General features: G+C 70.2%; 12 protein-coding genes. 9 read left to right on the top strand and 3 right to left on the bottom strand.

The genetic code is table 11. The features are described 5' to 3' along the window. The first annotated feature begins 50 nt into the window (after nucleotides 1–50). A complete protein-coding gene (gene thrS, locus AB0P24_RS00880; protein WP_365789654.1) occupies nucleotides 51–2,027 on the top strand; it encodes a threonine--tRNA ligase in 1,977 nt (658 codons plus the stop codon). A 36-nt stretch (nucleotides 2,028–2,063) separates the two neighbouring features. On the opposite strand, the gene AB0P24_RS00875 is transcribed toward thrS, so the two are convergent. Next, nucleotides 2,064–2,726, bottom strand: coding sequence for a potassium channel family protein (locus AB0P24_RS00875; RefSeq protein WP_365789652.1), 663 nt, complete (start codon nucleotides 2,724–2,726; stop codon nucleotides 2,064–2,066). A 67-nt stretch (nucleotides 2,727–2,793) separates the two neighbouring features. Here AB0P24_RS00875 and AB0P24_RS00870 point away from each other — a divergent pair, with 67 nt between their 5' ends. Further along, entirely contained in the window at nucleotides 2,794–3,354 is a 561-nt protein-coding gene (locus tag AB0P24_RS00870; protein WP_365789650.1) for an HIT domain-containing protein, read from the top strand. A 47-nt stretch (nucleotides 3,355–3,401) separates the two neighbouring features. On the opposite strand, the gene AB0P24_RS00865 is transcribed toward AB0P24_RS00870, so the two are convergent. Then, entirely contained in the window at nucleotides 3,402–5,045 is a 1,644-nt protein-coding gene (locus tag AB0P24_RS00865; RefSeq protein WP_365789648.1) for a hypothetical protein, read from the bottom strand. 196 nt (nucleotides 5,046–5,241) lie between these two features. Continuing rightward, nucleotides 5,242–7,440 (bottom strand): elongation factor G-like protein EF-G2, encoded by a 2,199-nt coding sequence (locus AB0P24_RS00860; RefSeq protein WP_365789646.1) that lies wholly within the window; start codon nucleotides 7,438–7,440, stop codon nucleotides 5,242–5,244. Nucleotides 7,441–7,720: 280 nt separating this feature from the next. On the opposite strand from AB0P24_RS00860, the gene pgsA reads away from it, so the two are divergent. The 7 genes from pgsA (at nucleotide 7,721) to AB0P24_RS00825 (ending at nucleotide 13,706) form a co-directional block, all read left to right on the top strand. Then, entirely contained in the window at nucleotides 7,721–8,398 is a 678-nt protein-coding gene (pgsA, locus tag AB0P24_RS00855) for a phosphatidylinositol phosphate synthase (RefSeq protein ID WP_365789644.1), read from the top strand. Continuing rightward, entirely contained in the window at nucleotides 8,395–9,303 is a 909-nt protein-coding gene (locus tag AB0P24_RS00850) for a phosphatidylinositol mannoside acyltransferase (RefSeq protein ID WP_365789642.1), read from the top strand. Before pgsA ends, AB0P24_RS00850 begins: the two co-directional genes overlap by 4 nt. Further along, nucleotides 9,300–10,505 (top strand): glycosyltransferase family 4 protein, encoded by a 1,206-nt coding sequence (locus tag AB0P24_RS00845; protein ID WP_365789640.1) that lies wholly within the window; start codon nucleotides 9,300–9,302, stop codon nucleotides 10,503–10,505. The genes AB0P24_RS00850 and AB0P24_RS00845 overlap by 4 nt, the downstream gene beginning before the upstream one ends. 208 nt (nucleotides 10,506–10,713) lie before the next feature. Then, nucleotides 10,714–11,265, top strand: coding sequence for a hypothetical protein (locus AB0P24_RS00840; protein ID WP_365789638.1), 552 nt, complete (start codon nucleotides 10,714–10,716; stop codon nucleotides 11,263–11,265). A gap of 104 nt (nucleotides 11,266–11,369) precedes the next feature. After that, nucleotides 11,370–12,275, top strand: a complete 906-nt coding sequence (gene pdxS, locus AB0P24_RS00835) for a pyridoxal 5'-phosphate synthase lyase subunit PdxS (protein WP_093505318.1) — start codon at nucleotides 11,370–11,372, stop codon at nucleotides 12,273–12,275. Nucleotides 12,276–12,295: 20 nt separating this feature from the next. Then, entirely contained in the window at nucleotides 12,296–12,901 is a 606-nt protein-coding gene (gene pdxT / locus AB0P24_RS00830) for a pyridoxal 5'-phosphate synthase glutaminase subunit PdxT (RefSeq protein WP_365789636.1), read from the top strand. Nucleotides 12,902–12,953: 52 nt separating this feature from the next. Beyond that, the gene (locus tag AB0P24_RS00825; RefSeq protein ID WP_365789634.1) at nucleotides 12,954–13,706 is read left to right on the top strand and encodes a YebC/PmpR family DNA-binding transcriptional regulator; all 753 of its coding nucleotides are present in this window, start codon (nucleotides 12,954–12,956) and stop codon (nucleotides 13,704–13,706) included. Nucleotides 13,707–13,730 lie beyond the last annotated feature (24 nt).

The raw sequence follows: 13,730 nt of genomic DNA, 5'->3' as shown, positions 1-13,730 counted from the left end.
GCGCGCGCTCCTGGTATGGCGCCGCATCCACCTTCAGTCAGGAGAGACCGGTGTCAGACGTCCGTGTGATCATCCAACGCGATTCCGAGCGGGAAGAGCGCGTGGTGACGACGGGCACTACGGCCGCCGAGCTCTTCGCCGGCGAGCGCTCGATCATCGCCGCCCGGGTGGCCGGTGAGCTCAAGGACCTCGCGTACGAGGTGAAGGACGGCGAGACCGTCGAGGGCGTCGAGATCTCCTCGCAGGACGGCCTCAACATCCTGCGCCACTCCACCGCGCACGTCATGGCCCAGGCCGTCCAGGAGATCTTCCCCGAGGCCAAGCTGGGCATCGGCCCGCCGGTCAAGGACGGCTTCTACTACGACTTCGACGTGGCGAAGCCGTTCACGCCCGAGGATCTCAGGGCCATCGAGAAGAAGATGCAGGAGATCCAGAAGCGCGGCCAGCGGTTCTCGCGCCGCGTGGTGACCGACGACGCGGCCCGCGAGGAGCTGGCCTCCGAGCCGTACAAGCTGGAGCTGATCGGCCTCAAGGGCTCGGCGTCGAGCGACGACGGCGCGGACGTCGAGGTCGGCGCCGGTGAGCTGACGATCTACGACAACCTGGACGCCAAGACCGGCGAGCTGTGCTGGAAGGACCTCTGCCGCGGTCCCCACCTGCCGTCGACCCGTCTCATCCCGGCGTTCAAGCTGATGCGCAACGCGGCCGCCTACTGGCGCGGCAGCGAGAAGAACCCGATGCTCCAGCGCATCTACGGCACCGCCTGGCCGTCCAAGGACGAGCTGAAGGAGTACCTGGACTTCCTCGCCGAGGCCGAGAAGCGCGACCACCGCAAGCTGGGCAGCGAGCTGGACCTGTTCTCCATCCCGGAGCAGATCGGCTCCGGCCTCGCCGTCTTCCACCCCAAGGGCGGCATCGTCCGCCGCGTGATGGAGGACTACTCGCGCCGCCGGCACGAGGAGGAGGGCTACGAGTTCGTCTACACCCCGCACGCCACGAAGGGGAAGCTCTTCGAGACGTCCGGCCACCTGGACTGGTACGCCGACGGCATGTACCCGCCCATGCAGCTCGACGAGGGCGTGGACTACTACCTCAAGCCCATGAACTGCCCGATGCACAACCTGATCTTCGACGCGCGCGGCCGCTCCTACCGTGAACTGCCGCTGCGGCTCTTCGAGTTCGGGACCGTGTACCGGTACGAGAAGTCGGGCGTCGTGCACGGCCTCACCCGGGCCCGCGGCTTCACCCAGGACGACGCGCACATCTACTGCACCAAGGAGCAGATGGCGGACGAGCTCGACAAGACGCTCACCTTCGTCCTGAACCTGCTGCGCGACTACGGCCTCACCGACTTCTACCTGGAGCTGTCCACCAAGGACCCGGAGAAATTCGTCGGCTCCGACGAGGTCTGGGAGGAGGCGACCGACACCCTTCGCGCGGTCGCCGAGAAGCAGGGCCTCCCGCTGGTCCCCGACCCGGGCGGCGCCGCCTTCTACGGCCCGAAGATCTCCGTGCAGACCAAGGACGCCATCGGCCGCACCTGGCAGATGTCGACCGTCCAGCTCGACTTCAACCTGCCCGAGCGCTTCGACCTGGAGTACACCGCCGCCGACGGCTCCAAGCAGCGCCCGGTGATGATCCACCGCGCCCTGTTCGGCTCCATCGAGCGGTTCTTCGCGGTGCTCCTGGAGCACTACGCGGGTGCCTTCCCGGCCTGGCTGGCCCCGGTCCAGGCGGTGGGCATCCCGATCGGTGACGGGCACGTCGAGTACCTGCGGAAGTTCGCCGCCGAGGCGAAGAAGAAGGGCCTGCGGGTCGAGGTGGACGCGTCCTCCGACCGCATGCAGAAGAAGATCCGCAACGCCCAGAAGCAGAAGGTGCCCTTCATGGTCATCGCGGGCGACGAGGACATGACGGCCGGCTCGGTCTCCTTCCGCTACCGCGACGGCTCGCAGGAGAACGGCATCCCGTTCGACGAGGCCATCGCCAAGATCGTGAAGGTGGTCGAGGAGCGGGCCCAGGTCTGACCCCGCCGGCTTCGAAGGAGCCCTCGGAGATCACTGTCACTTCTCCGGGGGCTTCCTCTCGTCCTCGCCCAGTGCGAACCGCTGTAGCAGCAGGCTCGAGAACGACCCTGTGACCGTCCCCAGCAGTGCCAGACTGCAGGCCATCAGCCCCACGGCGACGATACGGCCCTCGGTGGTCACCGGGACGAAGTCGCCGTAACCGACGGTGGCGAGGGTTTCGCAGGTCCACCAGACGGATTCGCCGAAGGTGCGGATCGTGGCGTGGGGGGCCGCGTGTTCGGCCTGGTAGACGACGAGCGCGCCCGCGAATCCCAGCAGTGCGATCGACAACCCCGAGTAGAGCGCCACGCGCGCGTGCAGCGCGAGCCGGGGCTCGGTGCTCTTCCGGCGCTGCAGCGCCTCGTAGGTCCGCACGATCTGCAACGGCCGCAGCAGGGGCAGCAGCAGGACGACGGCGTCCAGCCAGTGCCGTCGTACGAACCCCGGTCCTTCATGGCTCAGCCGCCAGCGCACCGCGAAGTCGAGGGCGAACAGCGCCCACGCGGTGTAGGTCAGTGACAGGAGGAGGGCGTGAACAGCCTGCGACAGGCCGGGCACCAGTACGTGCACCGCGTACGCGCCCAGGAAGACGAGTGACGCGGTGCCGAGCGGGATGTCGGCCGCTCGCTCCCAGCGAGTCAGCCGGCTGTCGTCGTCCATCCGCCCAGCTTCGCCGCCGACCGCTTTGCCCCGGCCCCGGCGACACGCCGCGAACGGGCGAAGCCATATGCTGCTCAGCATGACGAGTGAGCCGGAGCAGCAGATCGGAGTGGGGACGCAGGACGCGTTCCAGCGCCTGTGGACACCCCACCGGATGGCCTACATCCAGGGTGAGAACAAGCCGACCGGTCCGGGGGCCGACGACGGCTGCCCCTTCTGCTCGATCCCGGCCAAGTCCGACGAGGACGGGCTCGTCGTCAGGCGCGGCGAGCACGTCTACGCCGTGCTCAACCTCTACCCCTACAACGGCGGCCACCTGATGACCGTCCCCTACCGCCATGTCGCCGACTACACGGACCTGACCGGCCCGGAGACGGTCGAACTGGCCGAGCTGACCAAGCAGGCGATGACCGCGCTGCGCACGGCCTCGGGTGCCCACGGCTTCAACATCGGCATGAACCAGGGCTCGGTGGCGGGTGCCGGTATCGCGGCCCACCTGCACCAGCACATCGTCCCGCGCTGGGGCGGCGACACCAACTTCATGCCGGTGGTGGGCCACACGCGGGTGCTGCCGCAGCTGCTGGCGGACACCCGCAAGATGCTGGCCGAGGCCTGGCCGGCGGTGTAGGTCCCCCGGTTCCCCTCCCCGGAACACGGGGAGGGGAACCGCCGCTCTCACGCGTCGTAGGTGTCGGCCTTCTTCGGTGCCACGTCCTGGACCGACCCGCTGAGCGCTCCCGCCCGCGCGTTGAACTTGTCCATGTTGACGTCGTGCTCCTTGAGCACGGTGAACGCGGCCCGGTGCACCGCCCGGAGCACCGGCGTGGCCGCGCGCAGCGCGTCGTCGGCCATGAAACGGTGCTTCCAGGGCTGGTCCGCCCAGGCGTGCCGGAGGCCGAACGGCTCGGGCAGGCCTATGGAACCGCCCAGCCACTTCAGCAGCGGCGGATACCAGCTGATCACCGCCCGCGCGCCCAGCCGGACCACCTCGTCCGGGGTGACCAGGGGCAGCTTGACGGTCCGGGTCTCCCAGAACCTCACGGTCTTGGCGACTGTCTTGGTGGGGGCCTCGGGCTTGCCGCTGAACAGGCCGTTGACCGGACCGAGGGCGTGTCCGGTGACCTCGATCCGCAAGGTCTCCTTCAGCACGGTGACGGTGGTCATCATCGTGATGATCAGGTCGCCGTTCCACAGGTGCGGCCACTGCACGCCCAGGTAGTGCCGTTCGCCCTTGTCGAAGTGGTTGTTGTTGCAGATCCGCTCCACGTCGGAGGGCCCCACCTGGTAGTCGGCCCCCTCGGGCCTGGGCACCGCCTTGGCGCCCTCTCCGACATGGGTGACGATCCAGTGCTTGACCTGCGGTGGCGGGAAGCCGCCGGTCTTCAGGTGCTGCCGGTGCAGCACGCTCAGCTCCTTCTCGATCTCCCGGACGACGGTCCAGGCACGGAACTCGTGGACGCCCTTGACCGGATCGAGCGGGACCAGTTCCTCGGCGAGGTGCCAGGAGCCCCACCGGGTGCCCATGCCGAGTATGCCCTTGGGACCGGCGTAGAAGACCGAGTTGGACTGCTGCTCGGCGCTGAGCCGGGCCAGGGACTGGCGCAGTTGCTCGGCCGCGGCCTGGTCGGGGCTGGTCGGCACCGCCTCCGGGACCTTGGCGCCGACGCTGCCGCCGGAGAGCAGGCCGTCCCAGGCCGCGCGCAGGTCCCTCGCGGTGCGCTCGCACAGCCGCTTGGCCAGGTACCAGCCGACGACCGGGAGCACGATGCAGCCGCGCGCGTACCACCCCCAGAAGCCGGTGAGCGGCATCCGGATCAGGAAGATGACCGCGAGGACGCCGACGGCGGCCAGCAGGGCGCTGCCGAGCCCGGAGACCCGCTTGTTGTCGGCCTTCAGCATGGTGGCCCGGAGCTGGAAGACCCCCAGCCAGACCAGCAGACCGGGCAGGAACAGCACGCCGCACAGGAGCATGACGGCGGTGAGCCGCAGATCGCGTTCCCGGCGGATGCGGTTGGCCGCGAGGCAGTGCTCGACGACCACCTGGGGTTCGCTGCCGAAGGACTGGATCAGGGGTTTGCGGCCGACCCCCAGCATGCGGTCGATGACCGCCTGGGAGTACGCCTCACCGAAGTTGGGCCGGAATATCTTCGCCCACTTGCGGCCCTCGGTGACCGTGGACTGGTGCCACTCGTTGTCGGCTTTCTTGATCTCCTCCATCGGCGTGTCCCGGTAGGCCGCCGACGCCAGGGCGTAGGTCGGTGCCTGCGCCTCGCCGCCCGGCCTGGGCACCTGTGGCCCGAAGAAGTCCTCGAAGCTCATTTCCGCCCCCACTTGCCGCCGTCCCGCTTCTGCGGCCTTCCCGACTTCCGTACTCCGCACACCTGTTGATCAAGTAGTCAGAGTATCCCCAGCCACCGACAGGCGTTCGACGGACGGCCGAAGCCGCCCGCCGAACGCCCCCGTTGCCGGCTGTCGGCGCCCCCCTGATCCGCACCGCTGTCCACTGCCGGACCAACTAGGAGGCCTCTTTGGCCTGTTCGCGAATCTTCTCGGCGATCTGCGGCGGCATCGGTTCGTGCCGCGCGTACGAGCGGCTGAACCGCGCGGTGCCGTGCGAGAGGGAGCGCAGGTCGACCGCGTACCGGCCGATCTCGAACTCCGGTACCTCGGCCCTGACGAGGGTGCGTCCGCCGCTGGTCTGTTCGGTGCCCAGCACCCGGCCGCGCCGCCCGGACAGGTCGCTCATCACGGCGCCCACGTAGTCGTCGCCGACCAGCACGGACACCTCGGCCACCGGTTCGAGGAGATGGATCTTCGCGTCCGCCGCGGCCTCCCGCAGCGCCAGCGCGCCGGCCGTCTGGAAGGCGGCGTCGGAGGAGTCCACCGAGTGCGCCTTGCCGTCGAGCAGCGTGACCCGCACGTCGACCAGCTGGTAGCCGGCGGCGACCCCCCTGACGGCCTGGGCCCGGATGCCCTTCTCGACCGACGGGATGAACTGCCGGGGCACCGCGCCGCCGACCACCTTGTCGACGAACTCGATGCCGGAGCCGCCCGGCAGGGGTTCCACCTCGATCTCGCAGATCGCGAACTGCCCGTGCCCGCCGGACTGTTTGACGTGCCGGCCGCGTCCGGCGGACTTCTCGGCGAACGTCTCCCGGAGGGACACCTTGTGCGGTACGACGTCGACCTGGACGCCGTAGCGGCTGCGCAGCCGCTCCAGGGCGACGTCCGCGTGCGCCTCGCCGAGGCACCACAGCACCACCTGGTGGGTGTCCTGGTTCTGTTCGAGCCGCATGGTGGGGTCTTCGGCGACCAGCCGGGCGAGGCCCTGCGAGAGCTTGTCCTCGTCGGCCTTGCTGTGCGCCTCGATGGCGAGCGGCAGCAGCGGGTCGGGCATCTCCCACGGCTCCATGAGCAGCGGGTCGTCCTTGCCGGAGAGGGTGTCGCCGGTCTCCGCCCGGCCGAGCTTGGCCACGCAGGCCAGGTCGCCGGCGATGACATGGGTGACCGGGCGCTGCTGTTTGCCGAACGGTGTGGACAGGGCGCCGATCTTCTCGTCGACGTCGTGGTCCTCGTGGCCGCGGTCGGCGAGGCCGTGCCCGGAGACATGGACCGTCTCGTCGGGGCGCAGGGTGCCGGAGAAGACCCGGACCAGCGAGACCCGGCCGACGTACGGGTCGGAGGCGGTCTTGACCACCTCGGCCACCAGCGGGCCGCCGGTGTCGCACGGCTTGATGTCGCGCGGTGTGCCGTCGATGGTGGTGACCCCGGGCGTGGGGTGCTCGAAGGGAGTCGGGAAGCCGCCGGTGACCAGCTCCAGGAGCTCGACCGTGCCAAGGCCCTGGCGGGCGCCGTCGGCGGCCGGGGCGGCCGCCAGGACCGGGAAGAAGGCTCCGCGTGCCACGGCCCGCTCCAGGTCCTCGATCAGCGTCTTGAGGTCGATCTGCTCGCCGCCCAGATAGCGGTCCATGAGCGTCTCGTCCTCGCTCTCCGAGATGATCCCCTCGATGAGCCGGTTGCGGGCCTCCTCGATGTCCGGCAGCTGGTCGGGTCCCGGCTCGGACTCCTTGCGCTCCCCCGTCGAGTAGTCGAACAGTTTCCGCGTCAGCAGGCCGACCAGCCCGGTCACGGGCGCGTGCCCGTCCGGACCCTGCGGGCCGTGCAGCGGCAGGTAGAGGGGGAGTACGGCGTCGGGGTCGTCGGCGCCGAACGCCTCGGCGCACACCCGGGTCATCTCCTGGAAGTCCGCGCGGGCGGCCTCCAGGTGCGTGACGACGATCGCCCGCGGCATCCCGACCGCCGCGCACTCCTCCCAGACCATACGGGTCGAGCCGTCCACCCCGTCCGAGGCCGAGACGACGAAGAGGGCCGCGTCCGCGGCGCGCAGACCGGCCCTGAGCTCTCCGACGAAGTCGGCGTATCCCGGGGTGTCCAGGATGTTGATCTTGATTCCGTTCCAGTCGACCGGTACCAGCGACAGCTGTACGGAGCGCTGCTGCCGGTGCTCGATGTCGTCGTAGTCCGAGACGGTTCCGCCGTCCTCCACCCGGCCCGCCCGGTTCACCGCTCCCGCGGTCAGCGCGAGAGCTTCCACCAAGGTGGTCTTGCCCGATCCGGAGTGGCCGACCAGCACCACATTCCGTACGGACGCGGGGTGGTCGGCCGCCCTTGCCCTGCCGGCGGCTCCGGGGTGTTCCTTGACCTTGTCGCCCATGGTCCTGCCTCCCGTGCACGGTGAGGTCTCTGTGGGCGCGGGCGAGCATGGCGGGCCGCGTGCGGTGGCGGCTCCGATGACGCCCGCGGTTATTCGAGCTTTCCACTCCCGTCACGGCGCGTCCATACGAAGGACGCGATCGCGCCCGCGGGACGCTTCCGGCCCGGCCGCCGGTCCCGACTGTGAGCGCCCGCCCGTCGCACACACACGCGCGTGGCTACGATGGGCCAGCCGGGGTGGCCAGCAGGGGCCGCACGGCGCAACGACCGTCGGGAAGGCCATGCTGAACAAGTACGCGCGTGCATTCTTCACGCGTGTCCTCACACCGTTCGCCGCGTTTCTCATCCGCCGGGGCGTGAGCCCGGACACGGTCACGCTCCTCGGCACGGCCGGAGTGGTCGCGGGCGCGCTGGTCTTCTTCCCCCGGGGCGAGTTCTTCTGGGGCACGATCGTGATCACGCTGTTCGTGTTCTCGGACCTGGTGGACGGCAACATGGCCCGCCAGCTGGGCCGCACCAGCCGCTGGGGTGCCTTCCTGGACTCCACCCTGGACCGGGTCGCCGACGGCGCCGTCTTCGGCGGCTTCGCCCTCTGGTACGCGGGCAACGGGAACAACGATGTCCTGTGCGCGGTCTCCATCTTCTGCCTGGCCAGCGGCCAGGTGGTGTCGTACACCAAGGCGCGCGGCGAGTCGATCGGGCTGCCGGTGGCCGTCAACGGTCTGGTGGAGCGCGCCGAGCGCCTGGTGATCTCGCTGGTGGCCGCGGGTCTGGCCGGCTTCCACAAGTTCGGTGTCCCGGGCATCCAGATCCTGCTGCCGATCGCCCTGTGGGTCGTCGCCGTGGGCAGCCTGGTCACCCTCGTCCAGCGGGTCGTCACGGTCCGCCGGGAGTCCGCCGAGGCGGAGGCCGCGGCCGAGCGCGAGAAGGCCTCCCACGGGAGCGAGGCCGCGCAGTGACCGCCGCCGACCGACTCACCGACGCTCTGTACGGTCTCGGCTGGAGCACCGTCAAGAAGCTCCCCGAGCCGGTCGCCGCGCGCCTCGGCACCTCCATCGCGGACCTCGCCTGGAGGCAGCGCGGCAAGGGTGTCCAGCGGCTCGAATCCAACTACGCGCGCGTGCTGCCCGACGCGAGTCCGGAGCGGCTGCGCGAGCTCTCCCGCGCGGGCATGCGCTCGTACCTGCGCTACTGGATGGAGTCCTTCCGGCTGCCGTCCTGGAGCGAGGAGCGGATCCGGACCGGTTTCGAGGTCAAGGACGTCCACCACCTGACCGACGGCCTCGCCTCCGGGCGCGGGGTGATCCTCGCGCTGCCGCACCTGGCCAACTGGGACCTGGCCGGCGCCTGGGTCACCACCGAGCTGCGGACCCCGTTCACCACGGTCGCCGAGCGGCTCAAGCCCGAGACCCTCTACGACCGTTTCGTCGCCTACCGCGAGGGCCTCGGCATGGAGGTCCTGCCGCACAGCGGCGGCACCGCCTTCGGCACCCTGGCCCGCAGGCTGCGCGACGGCGGCCTGGTCTGCCTGGTCGCCGACCGCGACCTGTCCGCCTCCGGCATCGAGGTCGGCTTCTTCGGCGACACCGCGCGGATGCCCGCCGGTCCGGCCCTGCTGGCCCAGCAGACCGGCGCCCATCTGCTCCCCGTGACGCTCTGGTACGACGACACCCCCGTCATGAAGGGCCGGGTGCACGCCCCGATCGAGGTACCCGAGACAGGTGACAAGGCCGCGAAGACGTCTGTCATGACACAGGCGCTGGCCGACGCCTTCGCCACCGGGATCGCCGACCATCCGGAGGACTGGCACATGCTCCAGCGCTTGTGGCTCGCCGACCTCGACCCCGCGAAGGGACCGTCGTGAGGATCGGCATCGTCTGCCCCTACTCCTGGGACGTCCCAGGCGGCGTCCAGTTCCACATCCGCGACCTCGCCCAGTACTTCATCGGTCTCGGCCACGACGTCTCCGTCCTCGCCCCCGCCGACGACGACACCCCGCTGCCGCCCTACGTCGTCTCGGCGGGCCGCGCGGTCCCGGTGCCGTACAACGGCTCGGTGGCCCGGCTCAACTTCGGCTTCCTGTCCGCCGCGCGGGTGCGCCGCTGGCTGCACGACGGCGCGTTCGACGTGGTCCACGTCCACGAGCCGGCCTCGCCCTCCCTCGGCCTGCTGACCTGCTGGGCGGCGCAGGGCCCGATGGTGGCGACCTTCCACACCTCCAACCCCCGCTCCCGAGCGATGATCGCTGCGTACTCGATCCTCCAGGCCGCCCTGGAGAAGATCAGCGCCCGGATCGCGGTGAGCGAGTACGCCCGCCGCACGCTGGTCGAGCACCTCGGCGGGGACGCGGTCGTGATCCCCAACGGCGTCGACGTCGACTTCTTCGCCAAGGCGGAGCCGCGCCCCGAGTGGCAGTCGGGAGGGGTGCGAAGCCCGGTCGAGGGCGGCGACGCAAGGGCGGGCGGGACGATCGGGTTCATCGGCCGCATCGACGAACCCCGCAAGGGTCTCCCGGTGCTGATGAAGGCCCTGCCCAGGATCATCGCCGAGTGCCCGCAGACCCGGCTCCTGGTGGCCGGCCGGGGCGACGAGGAGGCCGCGGTCGAGTCCCTCCCCGCCGAGCTGCGCTCCCGGGTGGAGTTCCTGGGCATGATCAGCGACGAGGACAAGGCCCGTTTCCTGCGCAGCCTCGACCTGTACATCGCACCCAACACGGGCGGCGAGAGCTTCGGGATAATCCTGGTGGAAGCCCTGTCCGCGGGTGCCCCGGTCCTCGCCTCCGATCTCGACGCCTTCACCCAGGTCCTGGACCAGGGCACGGCGGGCGAGCTCTTCGCCAACGAGGACGCGGACGCGCTGGCGGAAGCGGCGGTGCGGCTCCTGAAGGACCCGGAGCGCCGGGCCGAGCTGAGCGCCCGCGGCAGCGTGCACGTTCGGCGCTTCGACTGGTCCACCGTGGGCGCGGACATCATGTCCGTCTACGAGACGGTGACGGCGGGCGCGGCAGCGGTGGCGACCGACGAGCGCTCGGGACTGCGGGCGCGGTTCGGGCTGGCGCGGGACTAGGCGCTCCGCCGGGGGCGCCGCGATCTGCCGTGTGCCGTGTGCCGTGTGCCGTGTGCCGTCTGGCGTGTGCGGCGCTGTTGTGGCTGGTCGTGCCCACGCGGCGGTGGCCGCGTGTCGGATACGGCCCCGCGCCCCCACCGGGCGCTGATGCGAGGCGTCCTACGGTGACGGTGACCGGGCATGCGGTGCGTCCGATAGCGTTCCGCCCGTGACCGCAACGCTCGTCTGGACGCTCTCGATTCTCGCCGCCCTCGCGGTGATCGGCCTGTACCTGAGCTGGACCGCAGGCCGTCTCGACCGGCTGCACTCGCGCATCGACGCCGCCCGTGCCGCCCTCGACGCCCAGTTGCTGCGGCGCGCCTCCGTGGCCCAGGAACTGGCGACCTCGGGCGTGCTGGACCCCGCCTCGTCGATCGTGCTGTACGAGGCCGCGCACGCCGCCCGGCAGGCCGAGGAGGAGCAGCGGGAGGTCGCGGAGAGCGAGCTGAGCCAGGCCCTGCGTGCCGTCTTCGAGCACCCGCAGCAGGTCGAGGAGGTCCGGGAGGCCCCCGGCGGCGAGGCGGCCGCGCGGGAGCTGGCCGAGGCGGTGCGCAGGGTCCCGATGGCCCGCCGCTTCCACAACGACGCCGTCGGCGCGGCCCGCCGGCTGCGCGAACACCGCAAGGTCCGCTGGTTCCGGCTGGCCGGACACGCCCCCTTCCCGCTGGCCTTCGAGATGGACGACGAGCCGCCCCCCGCGCTGGTCGAGCGCCCGGCCTGACCGCAAAAGGATCCACCGGCTTCCCATTGGCCCTTGCTGTGGACTGGTCCACTCGCGTTTGCTCGGTGTTCGCAGAAACCCTTTTTCAGCGAGTGAGGTCACCCGTGTCCACCAGTGAGAACCAGACCCCCGAGACCGGCACCGCCCGTGTGAAGCGCGGCATGGCCGAGCAGCTCAAGGGCGGCGTGATCATGGACGTCGTCACGCCGGAGCAGGCGAAGATCGCCGAAGACGCGGGCGCCGTCGCCGTCATGGCCCTGGAGCGCGTCCCGGCCGACATCCGCAAGGACGGCGGGGTGGCCCGGATGTCCGACCCGGACATGATCGAGGGCATCATCGAGGCGGTCTCGATCCCGGTGATGGCCAAGTCCCGTATCGGCCACTTCGTCGAGGCCCAGGTCCTGCAGTCACTCGGCGTCGACTACATCGACGAGTCCGAGGTCCTCACCCCGGCCGACGAGGTCAACCACTCCGACAAGTGGGCCTTCACCACCCCCTTCGTCTGCGGTGCCACCAACCTCGGTGAGGCCCTGCGCCGGATCGCCGAGGGCGCGGCCATGATCCGCTCCAAGGGCGAGGCCGGCACCGGCAACGTCGTCGAGGCCGTGCGCCACCTGCGCCAGATCAAGGGTGAGATCGCCAAGCTGCGCGGCTGCGACAACAACGAGCTGTACGCCGCCGCCAAGGAGCTGCGCGCCCCCTACGAGCTGGTCAAGGAGGTCGCCGAGCTCGGCAAGCTCCCGGTGGTGCTGTTCTCCGCCGGTGGCGTCGCCACCCCGGCCGACGCGGCGCTGATGCGCCAGCTCGGCGCCGAGGGCGTCTTCGTCGGCTCCGGCATCTTCAAGTCCGGCGACCCGGCCAAGCGCGCCGCCGCCATCGTCAAGGCGACCACCTTCTACGACGACCCGAAGATCATCGCGGACGCGTCCCGCAACCTCGGCGAGGCCATGGTCGGCATCAACTGCGACACCCTCCCCGAGACCGAGCGCTACGCCAACCGCGGCTGGTAAGGCCAGAGGGTTTCGCACACATGACCGACGCACCTGTCATAGGCGTCCTGGCTCTCCAGGGCGACGTACGGGAGCACCTCATCGCCCTGGCCGCGGCCGACGCCGTGGCCAGGCCGGTCAGGCGCCCCGAGGAACTCGCCGAGGTGGACGGCCTCGTCATCCCGGGCGGCGAGTCCACCACCATCTCCAAGCTGGCCGTCCTGTTCGGCGTGATGGAGCCGCTGCGTGCGCGCGTGCGCGACGGAATGCCCGTCTACGGCACCTGCGCGGGCATGATCATGCTCGCCGACAAGATCCTCGACCCGCGCTCGGGCCAGGAGACCGTCGGCGGCATCGACATGATCGTGCGCCGCAACGCCTTCGGGCGGCAGAACGAGTCGTTCGAGGCGGCGGTCGACGTACGCGGGATCGACGGCGATCCTGTGGAGGGCGTGTTCATCCGCGCCCCCTGGGTCGAGTCGGTCGGCGCCGGGGCCGAGGTGCTCGCCGAGCACGGCGGCCACATCGTCGCGGTCCGCCAGGGCAACGCGCTCGCCACGTCGTTCCACCCGGAACTGACCGGCGACCACCGCGTGCACGCCCTGTTCGTCGACATGGTGCACGCGAACCGGGCGGCCCAGTCCTAGTAGGATCTCTGGCGTTCGTTGTGTGGATGGGTTACGCGAAGGAGACAGGCAGATGTCCGGCCACTCTAAATGGGCTACGACGAAGCACAAGAAGGCCGTGATCGACGCCAAACGCGGCAAGCTCTTCGCGAAGCTGATCAAGAACATCGAGGTCGCGGCCCGCATGGGCGGGGTCGACATCGAGGGCAACCCGACTCTCTACGACGCCATCCAGAAGGCGAAGAAGCAGTCGGTCCCGAACAAGAACATCGACTCCGCGGTCAAGCGCGGCGGTGGCCTTGAGGCCGGTGGCGCCGACTACGAGACGATCATGTACGAGGGCTACGGCCCGAACGGCGTCGCGGTGCTCATCGAGTGCCTCACCGACAACCGCAACCGCGCGGCCTCCGACGTCCGCGTCGCCATGACCCGCAACGGCGGTTCGATGGCCGACCCCGGCTCGGTGTCGTACCTCTTCAACCGCAAGGGCGTCGTGATCGTCCCCAAGGGCGAGCTGACCGAGGACGACGTGCTCGGCGCGGTCCTGGACGCGGGCGCCGAGGAGGTCAACGACCTCGGCGAGTCCTTCGAGGTGCTCAGCGAGGCCACCGACCTGGTCGCCGTCCGCACCGCCCTCCAGGACGCCGGGATCGACTACGACTCCGCCGAGGCCAACTTCGTCCCGACCATGCAGGTCGAGCTGGACGAGGAGGGCGCCAAGAAGATCTTCAAGCTGATCGACGCCCTTGAGGACAGCGACGACGTGCAGAACGTCTTCGCCAACTTCGACGTCAGCGACGAGGTCATGGAGAAGGTCGACGCGTAAGGCACGCCGCGAGCTGAGCGGATT

It is taken from the genome of Streptomyces sp. NPDC086519 (assembly GCF_040686075.1).
In the GTDB taxonomy this organism is placed as follows: Bacteria; Actinomycetota; Actinomycetes; order Streptomycetales; family Streptomycetaceae; genus Streptomyces; species Streptomyces shenzhenensis.
Note: the sequence above shows the minus strand (reverse complement) of the source record. Positions and strands in the feature narration are given on the sequence as shown.

Bases quoted from the DNA above. Each gene is read 5' to 3' on its own strand.
- AB0P24_RS00875 (WP_365789652.1), bottom strand. From the start codon at position 2,726: ATGGACGACGACAGCCGGCTGACTCGCTGGGAGCGAGCGGCCGACATC.
- pdxT (WP_365789636.1), top strand. From the start codon at position 12,296: ATGACCGACGCACCTGTCATAGGCGTCCTGGCTCTCCAGGGCGACGTA.
- AB0P24_RS00860 (WP_365789646.1), bottom strand. From the start codon at position 7,440: ATGGGCGACAAGGTCAAGGAACACCCCGGAGCCGCCGGCAGGGCAAGG.
- AB0P24_RS00870 (WP_365789650.1), top strand. From the start codon at position 2,794: ATGCTGCTCAGCATGACGAGTGAGCCGGAGCAGCAGATCGGAGTGGGG.
- AB0P24_RS00865 (WP_365789648.1), bottom strand. From the start codon at position 5,045: ATGAGCTTCGAGGACTTCTTCGGGCCACAGGTGCCCAGGCCGGGCGGC.
- AB0P24_RS00825 (WP_365789634.1), top strand. From the start codon at position 12,954: ATGTCCGGCCACTCTAAATGGGCTACGACGAAGCACAAGAAGGCCGTG.
- pgsA (WP_365789644.1), top strand. From the start codon at position 7,721: ATGCTGAACAAGTACGCGCGTGCATTCTTCACGCGTGTCCTCACACCG.